This window comes from Telluria sp. AC161 (genome assembly GCF_979258535.1).
Window position 1 is genome coordinate 567,099 of record NZ_OZ409861.1, and the last position, 19,951, is coordinate 587,049.

General features: G+C 64.9%; 20 protein-coding genes and 1 pseudogene. 5 read left to right on the top strand and 16 right to left on the bottom strand.

Annotation, left to right across the window (positions count from 1 at the left end):
- The first annotated feature begins 44 nt into the window (after positions 1-44).
- The 4 genes and pseudogenes from infB (at position 45) to typA (ending at position 6,700) form a co-directional block, all read left to right on the top strand.
- A complete protein-coding gene (gene infB / locus ACZ0AJ_RS02415) occupies positions 45-2,906 on the top strand; it encodes a translation initiation factor IF-2 (RefSeq protein WP_183549478.1) in 2,862 nt (953 codons plus the stop codon).
- Positions 2,907-3,163: 257 nt separating this feature from the next.
- Positions 3,164-3,538 (top strand): annotated as a pseudogene (gene rbfA, locus ACZ0AJ_RS02420) (30S ribosome-binding factor RbfA); the annotation flags it as partial.
- 113 nt (positions 3,539-3,651) lie between these two features.
- Positions 3,652-4,578 carry a tRNA pseudouridine(55) synthase TruB gene (gene truB / locus ACZ0AJ_RS02425; protein ID WP_499452500.1) on the top strand — a complete coding sequence of 309 codons (927 nt, stop codon included), beginning with the start codon at positions 3,652-3,654 and terminating at the stop codon, positions 4,576-4,578.
- Positions 4,579-4,867: 289 nt separating this feature from the next.
- Positions 4,868-6,700 (top strand): translational GTPase TypA, encoded by a 1,833-nt coding sequence (gene typA / locus ACZ0AJ_RS02430; RefSeq protein ID WP_499452502.1) that lies wholly within the window; start codon positions 4,868-4,870, stop codon positions 6,698-6,700.
- Between the two features lie 74 nt (positions 6,701-6,774).
- On the opposite strand, the gene ACZ0AJ_RS02435 is transcribed toward typA, so the two are convergent.
- From ACZ0AJ_RS02435 to flgB, 13 genes are all read right to left on the bottom strand, one after another.
- Positions 6,775-7,794: a glycosyltransferase family 2 protein gene (locus ACZ0AJ_RS02435; protein WP_499452504.1), complete on the bottom strand. Its 1,020-nt coding sequence runs from the start codon at positions 7,792-7,794 to the stop codon at positions 6,775-6,777.
- Positions 7,795-7,899: 105 nt separating this feature from the next.
- Entirely contained in the window at positions 7,900-8,916 is a 1,017-nt protein-coding gene (locus tag ACZ0AJ_RS02440) for a hypothetical protein (RefSeq protein ID WP_499453785.1), read from the bottom strand.
- Positions 8,916-9,827, bottom strand: a complete 912-nt coding sequence (gene flgL / locus ACZ0AJ_RS02445) for a flagellar hook-associated protein FlgL (protein ID WP_499452508.1) — start codon at positions 9,825-9,827, stop codon at positions 8,916-8,918. Before flgL ends, ACZ0AJ_RS02440 begins: the two co-directional genes overlap by 1 nt.
- A gap of 10 nt (positions 9,828-9,837) precedes the next feature.
- Positions 9,838-11,223: a flagellar hook-associated protein FlgK gene (flgK, locus tag ACZ0AJ_RS02450; RefSeq protein ID WP_499453787.1), complete on the bottom strand. Its 1,386-nt coding sequence runs from the start codon at positions 11,221-11,223 to the stop codon at positions 9,838-9,840.
- A 98-nt stretch (positions 11,224-11,321) separates the two neighbouring features.
- The gene (locus tag ACZ0AJ_RS02455) at positions 11,322-11,663 is read right to left on the bottom strand and encodes a rod-binding protein (protein ID WP_499452513.1); all 342 of its coding nucleotides are present in this window, start codon (positions 11,661-11,663) and stop codon (positions 11,322-11,324) included.
- Positions 11,663-12,781: a flagellar basal body P-ring protein FlgI gene (locus ACZ0AJ_RS02460; protein WP_499452515.1), complete on the bottom strand. Its 1,119-nt coding sequence runs from the start codon at positions 12,779-12,781 to the stop codon at positions 11,663-11,665. The genes ACZ0AJ_RS02455 and ACZ0AJ_RS02460 overlap by 1 nt, the downstream gene beginning before the upstream one ends.
- A gap of 8 nt (positions 12,782-12,789) precedes the next feature.
- Positions 12,790-13,449: a flagellar basal body L-ring protein FlgH gene (gene flgH, locus ACZ0AJ_RS02465; RefSeq protein ID WP_499453790.1), complete on the bottom strand. Its 660-nt coding sequence runs from the start codon at positions 13,447-13,449 to the stop codon at positions 12,790-12,792.
- On the bottom strand, positions 13,449-14,234 hold the full coding sequence (gene flgG, locus ACZ0AJ_RS02470; RefSeq protein WP_183549500.1) for a flagellar basal-body rod protein FlgG: 786 nt from the start codon (positions 14,232-14,234) through the stop codon (positions 13,449-13,451). Before flgG ends, flgH begins: the two co-directional genes overlap by 1 nt.
- 28 nt (positions 14,235-14,262) lie before the next feature.
- Positions 14,263-14,988: a flagellar basal body rod protein FlgF gene (locus ACZ0AJ_RS02475; protein ID WP_499452517.1), complete on the bottom strand. Its 726-nt coding sequence runs from the start codon at positions 14,986-14,988 to the stop codon at positions 14,263-14,265.
- A 10-nt stretch (positions 14,989-14,998) separates the two neighbouring features.
- Positions 14,999-16,180 carry a flagellar hook protein FlgE gene (locus ACZ0AJ_RS02480; protein WP_499452519.1) on the bottom strand — a complete coding sequence of 394 codons (1,182 nt, stop codon included), beginning with the start codon at positions 16,178-16,180 and terminating at the stop codon, positions 14,999-15,001.
- A 10-nt stretch (positions 16,181-16,190) separates the two neighbouring features.
- Positions 16,191-16,892: a flagellar hook capping FlgD N-terminal domain-containing protein gene (locus ACZ0AJ_RS02485; protein WP_499452521.1), complete on the bottom strand. Its 702-nt coding sequence runs from the start codon at positions 16,890-16,892 to the stop codon at positions 16,191-16,193.
- 2 nt (positions 16,893-16,894) lie between these two features.
- A complete protein-coding gene (flgC, locus tag ACZ0AJ_RS02490) occupies positions 16,895-17,299 on the bottom strand; it encodes a flagellar basal body rod protein FlgC (protein ID WP_258836342.1) in 405 nt (134 codons plus the stop codon).
- A gap of 19 nt (positions 17,300-17,318) precedes the next feature.
- Positions 17,319-17,678, bottom strand: a complete 360-nt coding sequence (flgB, locus tag ACZ0AJ_RS02495; RefSeq protein ID WP_499452523.1) for a flagellar basal body rod protein FlgB — start codon at positions 17,676-17,678, stop codon at positions 17,319-17,321.
- Between the two features lie 188 nt (positions 17,679-17,866).
- Here flgB and flgA point away from each other — a divergent pair, with 188 nt between their 5' ends.
- A complete protein-coding gene (gene flgA, locus ACZ0AJ_RS02500; protein ID WP_499452525.1) occupies positions 17,867-18,454 on the top strand; it encodes a flagellar basal body P-ring formation chaperone FlgA in 588 nt (195 codons plus the stop codon).
- Positions 18,455-18,470: 16 nt separating this feature from the next.
- Here the strand turns inward: flgA and ACZ0AJ_RS02505 are convergent, their stop codons facing one another.
- The 3 genes from ACZ0AJ_RS02505 to flgM are packed head-to-tail and all read right to left on the bottom strand — an operon-like array spanning position 18,471 to position 19,925.
- Positions 18,471-19,235, bottom strand: a complete 765-nt coding sequence (locus tag ACZ0AJ_RS02505; protein WP_499453795.1) for a glycoside hydrolase family 73 protein — start codon at positions 19,233-19,235, stop codon at positions 18,471-18,473.
- Positions 19,222-19,650 carry a flagellar export chaperone FlgN gene (flgN, locus tag ACZ0AJ_RS02510; RefSeq protein ID WP_499452529.1) on the bottom strand — a complete coding sequence of 143 codons (429 nt, stop codon included), beginning with the start codon at positions 19,648-19,650 and terminating at the stop codon, positions 19,222-19,224. Before flgN ends, ACZ0AJ_RS02505 begins: the two co-directional genes overlap by 14 nt.
- 2 nt (positions 19,651-19,652) lie before the next feature.
- Entirely contained in the window at positions 19,653-19,925 is a 273-nt protein-coding gene (gene flgM / locus ACZ0AJ_RS02515; protein ID WP_499452531.1) for a flagellar biosynthesis anti-sigma factor FlgM, read from the bottom strand.
- Between the last annotated feature and the right edge of the window lie 26 nt (positions 19,926-19,951).

Consider the following 19,951-nt stretch of genomic DNA (forward strand, 5'->3'; position numbering starts at 1 on the left):
GCAAATCTTTATCATCTGTCGCGACACATAGAAAAGAGGACTGAATGGCGAGTAACAACGTAGCCCAATTTGCCACCGAGCTGAAGATGCCTGCAGACCTGCTGCTGACGCAGCTGCGCTCGGCCGGCGTCGAAAAAAGTTCGACGTCAGATCCGTTGTCGAAAGATGATAAGGACAAGCTGCTGAACCATCTGCGTCGTACCCACGGCGCGAGCGACACCGGTGAAAAGAAAAAGATCACGGTAACGCGCAAGGAAACCAGCGAAATCAAGCAAGCTGATTCGTCGGGCAAATCGCGCACCATCCAGGTTGAAGTCCGCAAGAAGCGCACCTTCGTGCAGCGCGACGACCTGGTCACGACCAAAGCACCTGAAGAGCCAGTCGTCGACGTTGCTGAACAAGCACGTCGCGAAGAGGAAGCAGCGCGCCAGAATGAAGCGATCGCCCGCCAAGAGGCTGATCTGCGCGAGAAGCAAGAGCGCCTGATCAAACTCGAAGCCGAAGAAAAGGCGCAAGCCCAGGCAGCGCAAGAGCAGGCCAAGCGCGATGCGGCTGAACAGGCCAAGCGTGACGCCGCCGAGAAATCGGCTGCTGCTGCCGTGGCTGCCGGTGCTGCCAAGGAAGCTGCTGCCGGCGCGAAAGAAGCCGCTGCCGGTGCTGCTGCTGATGAGTCGGCCAAGCGCGCCGCTGAAGAAGTCAAGGCCCGCAATGAAGCGGCAAGCAAGGAAGCGGCCGAACGCGTTGCCGCTACCGAGCGCGCCCGCAAGGCCGTGGCTGACGAAGTCGCGCAGATCAAGCTGATGATGAGTCAGCCGCGCCGCGTCATCAAGGCCCCTGAGCCAGCACCGAAGCCGGTCGTCGCACCAGCGGCCCCAGCCGGTACGCTGCACAAGCCTGCTGACAAGAAGCCTGGCGAAGTCAAGAAAGACGACGCCAAGAAGCCTGGCGACAAGAAGTCGATCAAGTCGGCCAATGTGTCGTCGACCTGGTCGGACGACGCTAAAAAGCGTGGCGGCCCGAGCGTGAAAACGCGTGGCGGCGCAGGCAGCAGCACCGGTGGCCGTGATGGCTGGCGTGCTGGTGGCGGCCGTGGCGGTCGTCGTGGTCATGATGACCGCGAGACCAACTTCCAGGCGCCAACCGAAGCGATCGTGCGCGATGTGCACGTGCCGGAAACCATCACCGTGGCCGAACTGGCCCACAAGATGGCCATCAAGGCGTCCGAAGTCATCAAGCAACTGATGAAGCTGGGCCAGATGTGCACGATGAACCAGGTGCTCGATCAGGAAACCGCGATGATCCTGGTGGAAGAGATGGGCCACAAGGCCTTCGCTGCCGCCGAGGACGATCCCGAGGCCCTGCTGGCTGATAACGGCGAGCACGCCGAGTTCGAATCGACCTCGCGCGCACCGGTCGTCACCGTCATGGGGCACGTCGACCATGGTAAGACGTCGCTGCTGGATTACATCCGTCGCGCCAAAGTCGCCTCGGGCGAAGCCGGTGGTATTACCCAGCACATCGGTGCATACCACGTGGACACCCCACGCGGCATGATCACCTTCCTCGACACCCCGGGTCACGAGGCGTTCACCGCCATGCGTGCCCGTGGTGCCAAGGCGACCGACATCGTCATCCTGGTGGTGGCGGCGGACGACGGCGTGATGCCGCAAACCAAAGAGGCAATTGCTCACGCAAAAGCCGCTGGTGTACCGCTGGTCGTGGCGATCAACAAGATCGACAAGCCGGGCGCCAACGCCGACCGCGTCACGCAAGAGCTGGTCGCTGAAGGTGTCGTGCCTGAAGAATACGGTGGCGAATCGCCATTCGTGCCGGTGTCGGCAAAAATCGGTACCGGTATCGACGATCTGCTGGAGCAAGTGCTGCTGCAGGCCGAAGTGCTCGAACTGAAGGCGCCGACCGAAGCGCCGGCCCGTGGTCTGGTGGTCGAAGCCCGTCTGGACAAGGGCCGCGGCCCGGTGGCAACGATCCTGGTGCAGTCGGGTACCCTGAAGCGCGGCGACGTCGTGCTGGCGGGTTCGTCGTTCGGTCGTGTTCGTGCCATGCTGGACGAAAACGGCAAGGCAGTCACCTCGGCTGGCCCATCGATCCCGGTCGAAATCCAGGGCCTGACCGAAGTGCCGACCGCTGGCGAAGAAGTCATGGTCATGGCCGACGAGCGCAAGGCGCGTGAAATCGCCCTGTTCCGTCAAGGTAAGTTCCGTGATGTGAAGCTGGCCAAGCAGCAAGCCGCGAAGCTCGAGAACATGTTCGAGCAAATGGCCGAAGGCGAGATCAAGAACCTGCCGCTCATCGTCAAGACCGATGTGCAGGGTTCGCAAGAGGCACTGGTCGGTTCGCTGCAGAAGCTGTCGACCTCGGAAGTGCGGGTCCAGATCGTGCACGCAGCGGTTGGCGGCATCACCGAGTCGGACGTCAACCTGGCAACCGCGTCGAAGGCAGTCATCATCGGCTTCAATGCCCGTGCCGATGCCCAGGCGCGCAAGCTGGCCGAGTCGAATGGCGTGGACATTCGTTACTACAGCATCATTTACGATGCGATCGACGAAGTCCGTACCGCGCTGTCGGGCATGCTGGCGCCAGAAAAGCGCGAGACCATCACCGGTCAGGTCGAGATTCGCCAGGTCATCCTGGTCTCGAAAGTCGGCGCGATTGCCGGTTGCCTGGTCACTGATGGTGTCGTCAAGCGTTCGTCGTCGGTCCGTCTGCTGCGCAACAACATTGTACTGTGGACTGGCGAGATCGATTCGCTCAAGCGCTTCAAGGACGACGCAAAAGAAGTGCGCGCCGGTCTCGAATGCGGCCTGTCGCTGAAGGGCCAGAACGAAATCCAGGTCGGCGACGTCCTGGAAGTGTTCGAAGTCACCGAAGTGGCACGTACGCTGTAAGCGACACGTTGGCGTAACATGGGGGCCAGGACGCTTCGCGGCAACGTCGCGAAGGGCCTGGCCCCTTTTTCGCTGCCGGCCTCGATGTAAGCGTTGGCCTGCAGCCCCTGCACGTCGTTCCCGCGAAGGTGGGAACCCAAGTTCATTTGCGCAGCCAGGAGTTCCATCGGTGTGGCTGTGCGTACATGCTCGGGTTCCCGCCTGCGCGGGAACGACGGCAAGTGAAGCAAACAAAAGAACAATGAGCGGTACATATCATGGCTAAACACAGCAAAAGCATTCCCAAGCGCGGCCTGCGCGTGGCCGACCAGATCCAGAAGGATCTGTCGGAACTCATCGCCTTCGAACTGAAGGACCCTCGCGTCGGCATGGTCACGATCAGCGAAGTGCAACTGACCCCCGACTACGCCCACGCCAAGGTGTATTTCACCCTGCTCAAGGATGGCGTCGAAGAAGTCAAGCAGACGCAGGAAGGCCTGAACAAGGCGTCCGGCTACCTGCGCAATATGCTGGGCAAGCGCCTGCACATCCACACGCTGCCGGCGCTGCACTTCGTGCATGACACGTCGACCGTGCGCGGCCTGCAGATGTCGGCCCTGATCGACCAGGCCAATGCGACGCGCTCGAAGGATGACCCGGAATCGAATCCGGCGCCCGAGGTGGACGTCGACCTGGAGCAGGATCAGGACCAGGCGCAGGAGCAGGACAGCGATATTGGTGACGACGCCGACAAGGCGAACAAAGCGTGAACGGTCGGCCCGCCAAAAAACCGCGCGACCTGGTCAATGGCGTGCTGTTGCTCGACAAGCCAGTGGGCTTCTCGTCCAATGACGCTTTGATCAAGGCCAAGCGCGTGCTCAACGCGAAGAAGGCCGGCCATACCGGCACGCTCGACCCGTTTGCCACTGGTCTCTTGCCACTGTGCTTTGGCGAAGCGACCAAGTTTTCGCAGGATTTGCTGGAGTCGGACAAGACCTATCTGGCCACCGTCCACCTGGGTATCACGACCACGACCGGCGACACCGAAGGCGAGGCCGTCGAGACGAAACCGGTGGACGTGACGCTGGACCAGATCGAGGCCGCACTGGCGCGCTACCGCGGCCCGATCCTGCAAACGCCGCCGATGTATTCGGCGCTCAAGCGCGACGGCAAGGCACTGTACGAATATGCGCGCGAAGGCATCGTGCTCGAGCGCGAAGCGCGCCCGGTGACGATCCACTCGTTGACGCTGGTAGCGTACGAGGCGCCGTTCCTGAAGATCGCCGTCACCTGCAGCAAGGGCACGTATGTGCGCGTGCTGGGCGAGGACATCGGCGCCGCGCTCGGTTGCGGCGCGCACCTGAACGCACTGCGCCGCACCGAGGTCGGGCCGTTGACGATCGAGGGCATGATCACGCTGGACGATCTGCTGGCGCACCCCGACCCGTTGTCGCTGTTGCAGCCGGTGGATGCCTTGCTGTCGAGTTTTCCGGCCCTTGAACTGACGCCCGAACTGGCGCGCCGTTTCCTGCAGGGCCAGCGCCTGGCGCTCGGCAAGGAAGACATCGCCGTGCCCGAACAGCAGGGCAGGGTGCGCATCTATCACGATGGCAGCCTGCTGGGCACCGGCATTCTGGGTGAGTATGCGATCCTCGCACCCGAGCGCCTGATCTCGACTGCGCCCCAGGGTTGATGTCACGCGGCAGTCATCAACGGGCGCTACCCTTACAGGCAGCGCCCCGTCTGCCCAACGACCGGGCAAGCTCTTGAAATACCTCGCTATTTCCAGCCACCCCGGTTAGAGCGGTACTTTACCTGTTATACTAGTCGGTTTCCGAAATCAGCAAGTGCGCGGCAACTTCGCAGCACCATCGCGGCAACATCGTGGCAGCACCGCAGCAGTACTGTAGAAACATCGCGGTACAGCGCAGCAGATACTCGGCAGATCGTACACTTCCGTACAACGCAACTTCTCAGAGACCATGTCAAACACCAAACGCGCGATTCGTAATATCGCAATCATCGCCCACGTTGACCACGGCAAAACCACCCTGGTGGACATGCTGCTGCGTCAATCCGGTACGTTCCGTGAAAATCAGCAGGTGGAAACCCGCGTGATGGACTCGAACGACCTCGAAAAAGAACGCGGCATCACCATTCTGTCGAAGAACTGCGCTGTCGAGTACGAAGGTACCCACATCAATATCGTCGACACCCCAGGCCACGCCGACTTCGGCGGCGAAGTCGAGCGCGTGCTGTCGATGGTTGACTCCGTGCTGCTGCTGGTCGATGCGCAGGAAGGCCCGATGCCACAGACCCGCTTCGTGACCCGCAAGGCACTGGCCCTGGGCCTGAAGCCAATCGTCGTCGTCAACAAGGTCGACCGTCCAGGCGCGCGCGCCGAATGGGCCATCAACCAGACGTTCGAACTGTTCGACAAGCTCGGCGCTACCGATGAACAGCTGGACTTCCCGGTCGTCTACGCATCGGGCCTGAACGGCTATGCCGGTCTGACCGAAGATGTCCGCAGCGGCGACATGAAGCCGCTGTTCGAAGCAATCCTGCAACACGTGCCAGTCCGTGACGACAATCCGGACGGTCCGCTGCAGATGCAAGTGACCTCGCTCGACTACTCGTCGTACGTCGGCAAGATCGGCATTGGCCGTATCTCGCGCGGCCGCATCAAGGCTGGCCAGGACGTCATCGTCCTGAACGGTCCTGGTTCGACCCCGATCAAGGGCCGCATCAACCAGGTCCTGAACTTCAAGGGCCTGGAGCGCGTGCTGGTCGATGAAGCCGTCGCCGGCGACATCGTCCTGATCAACGGTATCGAAGAAATCGGCATCGGTTCGACCGTCTGCGCACCGGACACCCCGGACGCACTCGAAATGCTGACCGTCGACGAGCCAACGCTGACCATGAACTTCATGGTCAACAACTCGCCACTGGCCGGCCGCGAAGGCAAGTTCGTCACCAGCCGTCAGCTGCGCGAACGCCTCGACCGCGAACTGAAAGCCAACGTCGCACTGCGCGTTGCCCCAACCGACGACGACACGATCTTCGAAGTCTCGGGCCGCGGCGAACTGCACCTGACGATTCTGCTGGAAAACATGCGTCGCGAAGGCTTCGAGCTGGCAGTGTCGCGTCCACGCGTCGTGTTCAAGATGGTCGATGGCGTGCGCCATGAGCCGTTCGAGAGCCTGTCGGTCGACGTCGAAGAAGCCAACCAGGGCGGCGTGATGGAAGAACTGGGCCGTCGTCGTGGCGACCTGCAGAACATGGAATCGGATGGCAAGGGCCGCGTGCGTCTCGAGTACCTGATCCCGGCGCGTGGCCTGATCGGCTTCCAGGGCGAATTCATGACCCTGACCCGCGGCACCGGCCTGATGAGCCACGTGTTCCACGAGTACGCACCAGTCGACAACAGCAAGGGCGAAATGGCCGGCCGTCGCAACGGCGTGCTGATCTCGCAGGATGACGGCGCTGCCGTTGCCTACGCAATCTGGAAACTGCAGGACCGCGGCCGCATGTTCGTGTCGCACAACGATCCGGTGTACGAAGGCATGGTCATCGGCATTCACTCGCGCGACAACGACCTGGTCGTGAACCCGATCAAGGGCAAGCAGCTGACCAACGTGCGTTCGTCGGGTACCGACGAAGCGGTGCGCCTGGTGCCGCCAATTCAGATGTCGCTGGAATACGCGGTCGAATTCATCGAGGACGACGAACTGGTCGAGATCACCCCGAAGAGCATTCGTCTGCGCAAGCGCTACCTGAAAGAGCACGAGCGCAAGAAAGCCAACCGCGAAGGTTAATTCCTTCGAACGTAAAAAACCCGCTGCCTGCAGCGGGTTTTTTTACGTCTGGTGCATCGCATCGGGCAACGCTATCAGCGATTCAGGCTGTCGCGCAGCGCATCGACCCAGGGTTCGTGCGCGAAGGTATGGTAACGGCCCGCCAGCAGCGCACCGGCCACCCTGGTACAGCGCTTGACGGGATTGGCCGGCAAGTGGCCGCGCCAGGTCATGTAGTCCAGCGCTTCCTGCGCCATGGCGATGCGCGATGGCGCCAGATCGTTGCGGCCGGCCATATGGGCATACAGCGCGGCACGCGCCGCCAGCAGGCTGTCGGTGGTCGCCTTCAACGGGCTCGGGCTGCCGATGGCCCACCACAGGCGGCGCAGCTTGGTGAGCAGCCCCAGCCGCTTGACGCCTACCAGGTTGGCGCCATGCTGGCGGTACTGGATGGTCGGCGTGTCGAGCATGACGACACGGCCCGAGGCGGCCGCCATCAGCGCCAGCCAGCCGTCGTGGTAGAACATCGTCTTGGGGGGCAGGGGTTGCACCAGGCCGATCAGGCGGCGCCGGAACGCGGCCGCGGCGCCGGTGACCACATTGCGGCGACAATACACGCGAAATGCGTTGCCGCTGAGGATATCGCGGCGTTCCATTCTGGAGATTTCGAGTTCGTCGAACAGCGTCGACCCGAGCGCGCGCCCGTTGGCGTCGACCAGAATCGCATCGGTGTGGGCCAGTTGCACGGTGTCGTCGGCCTCGAACACGCCGGCCAGCAGCGCGACCTTGTCCGGCATCCAGACGTCGTCCTGATCGGCCGAGAACACGATATCCGCGTCCACCAGGCGCATGGCCTGCTCGAAGTTGGCACTCACGCCCAGCGGGGGATCGTTGCGCACCAGGGTGACGCGCACCGGCGCCTCGCTGGCCCAGGCTTCCAGATACGCCCAGGTGCCATCGGTGGAAGCGTCGTCGGACACGACGATGTGGCTGACCGCGCGGGTCTGCGCGAGGATGCTGTGCAGTTGCTGCGGCAGGTACTTCACACCGTTATGGGTGATCAGCGCGACGCCGCAGCTCAGGGGGGTGTTGGCAGAAGTGGTCGATGAGTCCATGAGCGCCCGATCGGTTGCATGAGCAAACGATCATAGCGCGCCTTGGGAACTTGCACAAATTACACCGGGATCCGGTGCGCTGCGCGCTACCGCTACCTGCGCTGGTCAGCGCAATCCGAGCAACGCCTGTACCCGCTCGCGGCTGACACCGACCAGCGCCGACGTGATGGCCAGCAGCGACTGGTAATCGTGGCTGGTGGCGGTGCCGGAAAAATCCGCGGCCAGCAGCGCCAGTTCGGCTTGCGGCAGTTCGGATTGCGCCGTGCGCGCCGTGGCCTGACTCAGGGCGAGGGCGGCGGCATCCTGCGAGCGGCGCACGCGCACCAGCGCCTGCACCACCTCGCGCAATCCCTGGCGCAGGGCGTCCGGATTACCCAGTTGCCATTCGCGGGGCGCGAGCGCGGCTGGCAGCGCGGCCGTGTCGACGCGGCCACGGCCCGTGACGGCGATGGCATCCTTGACGCCGTCGAACGTGGCCTCGGGCGTCGTGAAGACGAGTGCGCGCTCCGTGTCGAGCCCGGCGCGGATGCCAACCGGCGCCAGTGTGCGGTCCAGGCGTCGGGCGATCTCTTCTTCGGTCATGCCCGGTTCGAACGTGGCCGCCAGTTGCGGACCGCCGATGCTGCCGACCGAAAAGCCCAGGGTCTGGCGGCCGGCGGCCTGCAGGCTGGCGATGTCCAGGCCGTCAATACGAAAACGTTGTTGCGCGACGCGGTCGCCGTCGAAGCCCAGCTCGGCATCGAGTCCCGCCCCGCCTTCGCTGCGGCGCACGTCGAGCGTGTCGCCCAGCTGGCGTGCCCGCGCTTCGAGCTGGCGCGACGCCGCGCCGCGCCCGGCCAGGCGCGTGGAGAGGTCGGCCTTGAGCGCTTCGAGCTGGGCGGCGATGCGCGCCAGATAGTCGAGCGCCTGCTGGGCTTGTGCCACGCCGGTTTGAAGATCCGGGCCATGCGCAGCGCCGCGGCGCGGTGCGCGCGCAGCTGGCGCGGTCGCGGGTTCGGCAGCGGGCGGCTGCGCGGCAACGGCGCGGGGCGCCATGGCGCCGGTACGGACGAGGCCGCCCGGCGTGCTGCTACCCGGAACGGCCGGTGGGGTGATGGTGCGGGTCAGGGCGTCCATGGCCATCAGATTGCATCGAACAGCGACAGGTTGCCGATCTTGGCGTAGGCCTTGTAGGTTGCCTGCAGGGCCGATGAGTAACCGCTGAGCTCAGTCGCGGCGACGCCGACGTCGAGCTGGCCGATGTCGAGGATGGCCATCTGGTTCGACAGGCTGATGTTGGCGTGGTTGGCCTCGAGCGTCCGGATGACGTTCTGGCGGCCGCCCATCGTGGCGATCTTGCTCGACACCAGGCCCTGGGTCGTATCAAAACCCTTCAGGTTGGCCGACAGCACGGCACGTATGGCAGGGTCATTGGCGCTCGCGCCTGGCGCCGACAGCACGCGGATGGTCTCATCCAGCTGGTTCAGCAGCGACTCCAGGCCCGCCAGGTCTTCGTTGGCGGGCTGGGTCAGGCCATTGCCGACCGTGACGTTCTGGCTGTTGGTGTTGCCCGCATACGTGTAGCGCGCACCCGGTGCACCGGCCGGATCGTAGGCCAGCGGCGCCGTCCGCGTCAGCGTGCCCGAGAACAGATGGTTGCCTTCGTGGTCGACCGTGTTGGCGGTGAAGAACAGGCTGTCCTTCAGCGCCTGCAGCGGCGCGAGCATCGCTTTCAGGTCGGCCGGCGCATTGCTGCCGTCCGAGGCCCAGACCAGCAGGTCGCGGCCCTCGGTCATCTCGCCCACCATATTGCTCAGGTAGCCTTCCGACTTGGACAGGCGCAGCTGCAGCGCGCCGATATTGTCGCGGTATTGCTGGACCGACGATTCCTCGCGCTCCAGGCGCGACAGGCGCACGCTGTCGACCGGGTCGTCCGAGGGCAGCAGGATGCGCTTGTTGCTGGCGATCTGCTGCATGATCTGGCTGACCCGCTCCTGGTTGACCTGGAGCGAGGCGTTCATCGTCGATTGGTACTGGGAAGTGGCGATACGCATGATTATTCCTTTAGCCCATCATCGCGAGCGTGGCGTCGAACATCGAGTTGGCAATCGAGATCACCCGCATGTTCGCTTCGTACATCCGCTGCAGTTCCACCAGCTTGACCGCTTCTTCGTCTTCGTTGACGCCGCTGGTCGATTGCCAGTCGTCGACCGCTTGCGTACGCACAGTGTCGGTGGTCTTGAGGGATGCTCTGTTGAGTTTGCTGTCGATGGCAAGTTTGCCCAGCAGCTGGGTATCGGCGTCGCCCAGCAGGACAGTCCCGATGCCGGGCAGCGTGACCGGCTGGCTCTTGATCGCGGCAAGCTTTTGCAGATTGGCGGTGTCGCCCGCCAGGCCGTCACCCGAGAAGGCCAGATCTTCGGCCTTGAACCCGGCGACGACCTTCAGCGCATTCGCACCGCCGCCCGGTGTATAGACGAACAGCGGTGTGCCTGCCACGGCGGGGCCGCTGGCAGGCGTGCTGTAGCCCAGCGCCAGTTGGTTATTGACGCTCTCGGCAATGGTGCGGCCCAGCGTGTCGATATCATCCTGCAGCGGCTTGAGGGTCGTGATTTCGTACAGGCTCAGGCCACCGATCTGGCCGCCCATTTTCGTCGCGTCCAGCGTGAAAGTGGCACTCGCAAACGTGATCGAAAAAGCCTGCGGCGCGGCCGTTGTCGCAGCTGCCTGCAGCGTGCCGTGCATGCTGCCGATCACCAGTGCCTGGCCGCTCTTGAGCGCAACATCGCGGCTGCCATCGGCGTTGGTCGATACTTCGAGCGCCATCTTCGACGCCAGCGCATCGATGGCATTGTCGCGCGCATCGATCAGGCCAGACGCCGAGACGCCGCCAGCCTGGGTTTCCATGATCTGCCGGTTCAGGCTTGCGATCGTGCTGATGTCGCTGTTGGCCGAGTCGACGAGCGCGCTGCGCTGCTGGCGCACCGACGTGATCTGCGCGTTGAAGACATTGTTCATGCCATTGATGCGCTCGCCCATCAGGCTGGCGGACGTCAGTACCTGCTGGCGCAGCGGCGTCGAGCCGGGATCGCCAGCTACGGCGTTGATCGCTTTGAAGAATTCGTCGATGCCGGCCGACAGGCTGGCCGAGGCGTCCCCCATGACGCTTTCGAGTTGGGTCAGGTAGGGCTGCGACTGGGCGTAGGCGCCTTGCTCCGACGCCGCGCGCCACATCGCCTGGCTCTTGTAGTTGTCCGAAAAGCGCATGAGCGAGCTCACCTCGACGCCATTGCCGGCCGAGCGCCCGCTGGCATCCGGGCCCAGCGACGTAAACAGCGCCGATTGCCGGGTGTATCCCTTGGTTTGCAGATTGGCGATGTTCTGGCTGCTGGCCGACAGGGCGATCTGGGCGGCGAGGGCGCCGGAAAGGGCATTGTTGATGATCGTCATGGTGAAAGTCGTTTCGGGGACAGGGTTAACCTGATAAGGCGACCAATTCTTGCCGCTCGTTAAGCTTTACGACAGATTGGCGCTGCGGGTGCGAACGGTCAGGTCTTGCCACCGCTGGCGCCCGGCACCAGTTGGCGCAGGATCGCATCGGCAATGCCGAACGCGCGCTGGCCGGCCATATTGCCTGCCAGCAGATCGTCGGCCATGTCCTGCATGTCCTGGTTGACACGGTTATTGAACACGCTGTCCTCGCTCGCCATCTCGCGGGTCGAGGCGCGCATCGTGCGCAGCATGTGGCCGATGAAGAAGCGTTCGAATTCCACCGCCGCCTTGGTGGCCTTGGCCACGTAGGCCGGATCGGCCGGTGGCTCGGCAGCAGGGGCGACTGCGTTGTCGGCATTGAGCGCCAGGCTCGTGTTGTGAAGTTCGTCGATGCGCATCAGATCACCACCAGTTCGCCTTCGATCGCGCCGGCCTGGTCGAGGGCCTGCAGGATCGCCATGATGTCGTCGGGCGAGGCGCCCAGGCTGTTGACGGTGTCGATGATCGTCTGCAGGCGCGCGCCTGGCGGCCAACGGAACATCTGGCCCGAGCCCTGGTCGACCGACAGCTTCGATTCGGGTGTCACGGCGGTCTGGCCGCGGCTGAGCGGCCCCGGCTGGCTGACGCGCGAACTCTCTGAAATGATCACCTTGAGCGAGCCGTGCGTGACAGCGGCGGCTTTCACCCGCAGGCCGTCGGCGATGACGACGGTGCCGGTGCGCGAATTGAACACGACGCGCGGCACTTCGACGCCCGATTCGACGGTCAGCGCCGTCAGGCGCGCCATGAACGCCACGCGTTCGGTCGGATTGCTCGGCGCGATGACATCGACGCTGGTGCCATCCTGCGTGGTGGCTACGGGGCCGTAACGCTTGTTGATGGCGTCGACGACATTGGTCGCCGTTTCGAAATGCGGCTGGCGCAGGCGCAGTGTGATTTGCGGGCGGGTGGCAAAATCGGTGGCGATCTCGCGCTCGATCTGGGCGCCGTTGGGCACGCGGCCCGCGGTCGGGGTATTCACGGTGACCGACGAGCCGCTGCGGCCGGTGGCGTTCAGGCCGCCGACCACGACGTTGCCCTGGGCCAGTGCATAGACTTCGTTGTCGGCCGCGCGCAGTTGCGTCAGCAGCAGCGTGCCGCCGCGCAGGCTTTTCGAGTCGCCCAGCGACGAGACGGTGACGTCGATCGTCTGGCCACGGCGGTAGCCGGGCGGGAAGGTGGCCGAGACCATCACGGCCGCAACGTTCTTGTTCTTGGCGTCTTCGCCCTCGGGCAGGCGCACGCCGAACTGCTTGAGCATGTTGACGACCGACTGGCTCGAATACTTCACCTGGGTCGAGTCGCCGCTGCCGTTCAGTCCGACAACCAGGCCATAGCCGACCAGCGGATTGTCGCGTACGCCTTCGACACTGACGAGGTTGCGCAGGGCCTGGGCGGCGTGTGCGGGGTGGATGGGCAGCAGGGCGCTCGCGCAGAACGCGGCAAACAGCAATGGCGCAAAGCGGCGCGAAATCATGGAGATCCTCAGAACGGCATCAGGGGGCTGTTGAAAAAGCGCGTCAGCCAGCCTGGCGTGTTGGCCTCGGCCAGTGCGCCGCGGGCGGAATAGGCGATGCGGGCATTGGCCACGCGCAGCGACGAGACGCGGTTGTCGGTGTCGATGTCGGCGGCGCGCACAAAGCCTTTCAGGCGCACGAATTCTTCGCCCTGGTTCAGCATCAGGTTCTTTTCGCCGGCCACGCGCAGCAGGCCATTGGGCAGCACTTCCTGCACGATCACGGTCAGGGCGCCGGACAGTGCATTTTGCTGGGTACTGGTGGCGTCACCCTCGAAACCGCGGTCGGCCGAGATGTCGATCCCGGTCTTGCCGTAAACCTTGCCGAGCGCGGCCAGCGGCGCGATGCCGATCGACGAGCCCTTCGAGATGCTGGTGCCGGCGCGCTTGCTGGCCTGCGTGGTCTCTTGCAGGATCACGGTGACGGCGTCGCCCACGCGGTAGGCGCGGCTGTCGGACGTGAGCGAGACCGTATCGGCCGTGAACACGCCACCCGACAGGCCGGCGCGCACGGGGCGCTGCAGTGGCAGGGCGTCGTCGTCGGCCAGCGACACCGGCATCGGCGACGAGCAGCCGGCCAGTACCAGCCCGCACAGTGCGGCGGCAAGCGCGTGGAAAAGCGGGCGCATCAGCGTGCCGCCGCCGCCAGGGTCTGCAGCATATTGTCGGCTGCCGACAGCACCTTGGTGTTCATTTCGTAGGTGCGCTGGGCCGCGATCATGTCGACCATCTCTTCGACGACCTGCACGTTCGAGCCTTCCAGCGAGCCTTGCTTGAGCTTGCCGAATGCGGCGTCGCCCGGACGGCCTTCGTTGGCCGCGCCGCTGGCGGCCGTTTCCTGGAACAGGTTGTCGCCCAGTGCCAGGAGGCCCGTCGGATTGATGAAGGCGGTCAGGTTCAGCTGGCCGATTTCCTGCGGCGCCGGCTGGCCCGCGATCGTTACCGAGACGACGCCGTTCTCGCCGATGGTCACGCCGGCAGCGTTCTGCGGAATCGTGATCTGCGGCACGATCGGCAAGCCCTGGGCATTGGTCAGCGTGCCGTTGGCGTCGACCTGCAACTGGCCGGCGCGCGTGTAGGCCGGTTCGCCGTTCGGGCGGCGCACCTGCAGGAAACCGGCGCCCGAGATCGCGACGTCGAGCGGCTGGCTGGTCTGTTGCAGGCTGCCGTTGGTAAAGGCTTTCTGGGTGCCGACCACGCGCACGCCGTTACCGAGCTGCACGCCATTGCTGACGGTGTTGTCGGCATTCTGGGCGCCCGGCTGTGCATCGACCTGATAGAACAGGTCTTCGAACACGACGCGGTCGCGCTTGAAGCCGACGGTGTTGACGTTGGCCAGGTTGTTGGCGATCGCCTGCAGCTTGGCGTCTTGCGCCTGTACGCCGGTCTTGCTGATCCACATTGCTGGATTCATGGTTGCTCCCTGTGAGGTTGTGCCGGCGTCAAGCGCCAAGCAGTCGGTTGCCCGATTCGTTCATGCTGTCGCTGGCCTTGAACATCTTCATCTGCATCTCGAAGCTGCGGTTCAGGGCCATCACGGCGACCATTTCTTCGACCGCGGAGACGTTGCTGCCTTCGAGTACGCGGCTGCGCACGTTGATGTTCTGGTCGGCGGCCAGCGGCTCGCCGCCACGCGCCACGATCAGGCCCGCTTCGTTCTTGGTCAGTTCAGCCCCTTCGGCGCCCACCAGCCGCAGCCGGTCGACGACCTGGGTGACGGTGCCGCCTTCCGGCATGACCGAGATCGTGCCGTCGTTGGCGATGTCGACCGCCGTGTGGGGCGGCAGCACGATCGCGCCGCCTTCGCCCATCAGAGGGCGGCCGGCGACCGACAGCGCGCCGTTGGCATCGATGTCGATGGCGCCGCTGCGGGTGTAGGCTTCGCCGCCATTCCATTCGACCGCCAGATAGCCGTTGCCGGCGACGGCCACGTCCAGCGGGCGGCCGGTCTCGCGCACGGTGCCGGTGCGGGTGGAAATCGTGTCGGCTTCCGAGCGCGACTGGTGCACGCTGTCGTAGCCGTAGCCGCCCAGCGACTGCACCGACGCCAGCTCGATATTCGCGCGAAAACCCGGCGTGTCGGCATTGGCCAGGTTGTTGGCCCGCACCTGCTGCGCGCGCAGCGTGCGTTCGGCGCCGCTGACGGCGGTAAAGATGAGCTTATCCATGGCGCGGCGCTTACAGGGCCTGCATCAGCGACTGCATCATCTGGTTCTCGGCGGTGATGACCTTCGAGTTCGCCTGATAATTACGCTGCGACGTCATCAGGCCGACCAGTTCCGACGTGATGTCGACGTTCGAGCCTTCCAGCACGCCCTTGGACAGCTTGCCGCCCAGGCCGACGCCCGGCGTCGTGTACAGCGGCGCGCCCGAACTGGCATTGGCAATCCAGGAAGTATCGCTGACCGAGACCAGGCTGCCTTCGTCCGGGAAGGTGGCAATCGCAATCGTGCCGACGACCTGCTGCTGCTCGTTGCTGTACTTGGCCACGATCGAACCGTTCTCGGCCAGCTCGACACCGACAAAGGTGCCCGAGGCATAGCCGTCGGCGCGGTTGGTGGTGTTGGTTGCTTCGCCGGCAAACTTGGACGTGCCCATATAGTCGAAGCTGAAGCTCATGTCGGCCGCGCCTGTAGCGGCGCCAGCGATGGTCAGCACCGGCGTCGCTGCCGGTATGATCTGGCCATTGGTGCCGAAGTTCATGGCGAAGTTGGCGGTCGGCGCCGCGCCATCGAGGCTGTAGTGCACGGTCACGGTGTCGGCATCGGTCTTGACGAAATACTGCGACACGGTGTGCTGGGTGCCGAGCGAATCGTAGACCACCGATTGCTTGACCATATTGTAGGTATTGCCGTCGGTCGGGCTGAAGGCAGTGGCCGGGACTTTCCAGTCGCCCGACATATTGCCGGCGTAGCTGACCTTGGTGGTGGCCACGGCCGGGATCTGGCCGGTCGGGATGGCGATGTCGCCCATCGTGCCGAGCACGCCGCCCACGGTCGGGCCGTAGCCCTGGACTTTCTTGCCGGTCGAATCGACCAGCAAGCCGTCGGCGTTCGTCGAGAAGATGCCGACGCGCGAGTACGACACGACGCCCTGGGCATCGCGGCTGGTGAAGAAGCCGCGGCCCTGGATCGCAGCGTCCATGCCGCGCCCGGTGCTCGACAGGCTGCCGGTCTGGCTGATGTTCTGGGTCAGCGACTGCACCTGCACGCCGTTGGCCTGGTCGCCGGCATACACCGAGGCGAAGTTGGCGCGGCTGCTCTTGAAGCCGTAGGTGCCGGCGTTGGCGATATTGTTCGACAGCGTCGTGAGCTGTTCGTTGATGGCCTGGATGCCCGACAGGGCGATATTGAAGCTCATGGCTTATCCTTTAATTGAACGTGACGGGCGCATCGGCGCCGGTGGTCTTGCCGTTGAAACCCGTGATCCAGCCCGGTTCGACGTCGCCGATGCCTGCCACCTGCATGACGATGCCGCCGGTCGAGGACAGGCGTACGCTGTTCAGGCGTCCGTCGATTTCCACCGCCGGCTTGGTGCCGTCGGCCGCTTCGGCAGCGATGCTGTATTTGCCGGCTGGCAGGCCGAGTTTGGCCGGGTCGATCGTGAAACCCTGCGCCCCCGCGGCATGCGGCGGCAACTCGATCCGTGTTTGTGTCCCGGTGGCGCCCGTGAGCACCAGGTGGGTCAGGCTGCTGGCGCCGCCCAGCTGGACGGTGCCCTGCAGCGGGGTGTCGCCCAGTTGCACGCGGCTCGTCTCGACCGAGACCTGGTTGCCGACCTGGCCGCCCATCGCCAGTACCTGCAGGCTTTGCAGCATGGTGGCGCTGGCGGCGGTGGTCTGGGTCATGTTTTCCAGCGCTTCGGTCTGAGACAGCTGCGAGAGCTGGTTGACGAACGTGGCCGGATCCGATGGCGCCAGTGGATCCTGGTTGCGGATCTGCGCGACCAGCAGCTTGGTGAACATGTCCTTGTTGGCGCTGACCGGGCTGGCGGCCGGGGCAACGGCATTACTGCCCGTGCTGCCGGTCGCGTTGCCGTTCAGGCCGAAGGCATTCGACGTAGTGGTGACCATGATCAGCTCTCTCCCATGCGGATCAGCGACTGCTGCATCGACTTGATGCGGCCCATGACCTCGACATTGGTCTCGAAGGCGCGCGAGGCGGCCATCATGTCGGCCATTTCGGCCACTTCATTGACGTTCGCGTAGAACACCATGCCGTCGGCGTCGGCCAGCGGATTGTCCGGTTCGTGCATGCGGCGCAGCGGCGCGCTCGACTCGACCACGTCGAGCACCTGCACGCTGGCGGTGCCGGCGTCGCCCACCATCGCGGCGAACACGGGCTTGCGGGCGCGGTAGGCATCGGCTTCGGTGCCGGCGACCGCATTCGCGTTGGCCAGGTTGCTGGCAATCGTGTTCATGCGCACGGTTTGGGCCGCCATGGCCGAGCCGGCGATCTGTGAAATATCCTTGAATCCCATGGGATGCTCCTGGTTGGTCTTATTGACCCGTGATGACTTTGTTCAGACCGCGCAGCTTCATGTTGATGAAGGTGAGGCTGGTCTGGAAGTCGGACGCGTTCTGTGAGAACGCCGCCTGCTCGACACCGATTTCGACGGTGTTGCCGTCGGCGCTGGCCTGGTACGGGACGCGGTACAGCGGACCGTCGGCCGACAGCGTCGGCATGCCGTCGTCGGCATCGCGCTGGTCCTGCAATGCACTGGCGAAATCGATGTCGCGGGCGGTGTAGCCCGGCGTGCTTTCGTTGGCGATGTTGGCGGCCAGAACGCGGGTGCGTTCAGCGCGCAGCTGGAGCGCGTCGGCATGTACGCCCAACGCTTCCTTGAAATTAATCGACATGGCGATTCTCCGGTGAAGTGCAGTGGGATTGGTTAGAATGGTTGTTTCCGCCCGACCAATATTGTCCACCCATGGATTTCCGTAAGGCAATACTGATCATTGTAACCTGTGTGTTGTGCACCACAGCAAGGTCAGCGCAAACTCTTTCCGCACAGATACAACAGATTGCACATGATGAGCTCGAAAAAGTGGCCGCTGCCAGCGGTTTGAGCGAACCCGAGTTCGATCTGACCGTGGTCAGCAGCCGTCCGGCGCCAGCGTGCAGCGTGGCGCCTGCCGTCGAGACCGCCGACACGCGCCAGCCGGCGCGCATGCGCTTTGTCGCGCGTTGCCCGGACGGCAACGGCTGGCGCCAGGAATTCATCGTGCGGGCGCGGGTGTCGGCCATGGTGGCGGTGGCCAGCGCGCCGTTGTCCGCCAATACGGTGCTGGGCGTGTCCGATGTCGCACTCGAGCGGCGCGACATCACTAACATCGCCGATCCGGTCGGGGTGCTGGCCAATGTCGTCGGCCAGTCGAGCCGGCGCAGCCTGCGTGCAGGCGATGTGCTGCGTGTGGGCAGTCTGGCTGCGCCGGTCGTGGTCAAGCGCGGCGACGGCGTCGTGATGGTGGCGCGCCAGGATGGCATCGAAGTGAGCATGGCCGGCGAGGCGCTCGACGCTGGCGCGCGCGGCGCCGTGGTGCGGGTCAAGAACAGCGCCAGCGGCCAGGTCGTGCGCATGCGTGTGGTCGGCGCCGGTGCAGTCCAGCCGCTCGACTTGCCGCTGGGCGAATGACGCGGCAAACCGGGCATCAATCCGCCATGCCCTGCAGCTTGCCGGCGATACGCGCCAGTTTCGACGCATAGTCGGGGTCGGTGGCGTAACCGCCCCGCGCCAGTCCCTGCGCAAACGCCTGCGCGTCGTTGCCCGTATTGAGCGCGCTGCGGTAGCGCGGGTTGTCCAGCAACACGCGGGCGTAGTCCTGGAACGCGCTGGCCGCATCCGGATAGGCGCGAAAGCGCTCGCGGGTCGTCAGCGCTGCGCCGTTCACGTATTCGGTGGTGGTCGAGTCGCCCGTCGCGCCGTTCCAGCGCGGCCCGGCCTTGATGCCGAACAGGTTGTGGCTGCTCGCGCCGCCTTCGACGCGCAGCGGTCGCTGGCCCCAGCCCGATTCAAGGGCAGCATGGGCCTGCACCAGTTCCGGCGCCACGCCAAGCTGCTGCGCCGCCTGGCGCGCCCAGGGTGCGATGCTGTCCAAGAATGCCTGCTGCTGGGGCGGCCTGGCGACAGTGTTTGGCGCAGGGACGCCATCAGCGCCGTCAGCGCCCTCGGTGCCATCCATGATCAGCCCGGTGGCCCGTGCGCGCAGCAGCGCGCCTTCGGCGCTCAGCGTGCTGGCGGCGCCGCCGTCCGGGTCGCCATGCTGAATGTAGGCGGTCACTTCACTGGCGACATCGTTCAACAGGCTGCCAAAACCCGTGCCGCCGCCGGATGCGGCGGTCGGGCGCGTTGCGTTCGTTGCGCTCGTGGCGGCAGTGGGCGCGGTGGCCCGGGTCGTCAGGTCAGCGTGGCGCATACAACTGCTCCTCGCCGTGCAGCACGCGCTGCATGATACCGTGCTGCTCGGCAAGCAGCTGGCCGTTGCGCAGCGTTGCGTCCTTGCACGCGCGCACCGTCTGCTCCAGTGCCTGCCAGGCCGCCTCGAAGGCGGCTTGCGGGGCCGGCGCCAGTGTCGCGCTGTACTGCGCCATCGTTCCCTGCGGCCCCAGCAGTGCGCGCACGAGATTCACGCGCTGCTGGCGGCGCGCTTCCATGGCCTCGAGCAGCGGGGTGAGTTCATCGGCCAGCGTGCTCAGCTCGGCACTGCGGTGGCGCACGGCGGCGTCGAACTGGCGTTCGAGCAGCATCAGGATGTTGGCCGCTTCCTTGACGTCCTGCGTGACGCCGTCGGCAAGCAGCGTGTTGGCCTGGGCGCGGGTGAGGGTGGCCATGTTTAGCGTCCCGAGTGAAATTTTTGAATCAGGCCAGCCAGGCGCCCGGCATCGAACGGCAGCTCGCCGCGTGCGAGCGCTTCGCGCAGCTCGGCCACGCGCACTGCGTCGAAGTCCGGCATGGCGCTGAGCGCATCGGCGGCAGGCTGCAGCACCGCCGATTGCAGGGCGGCTGCCGGCGCCCCCGATGCTTCGGTCTGGACCGGTACCGACACCGCACCGGCGCCGGGCGCCACGGTGGTGATGGCGGACGACGATGTGCCGGAGATTTTCATGCGGTTACCTCGTGATTTGGTGTTGA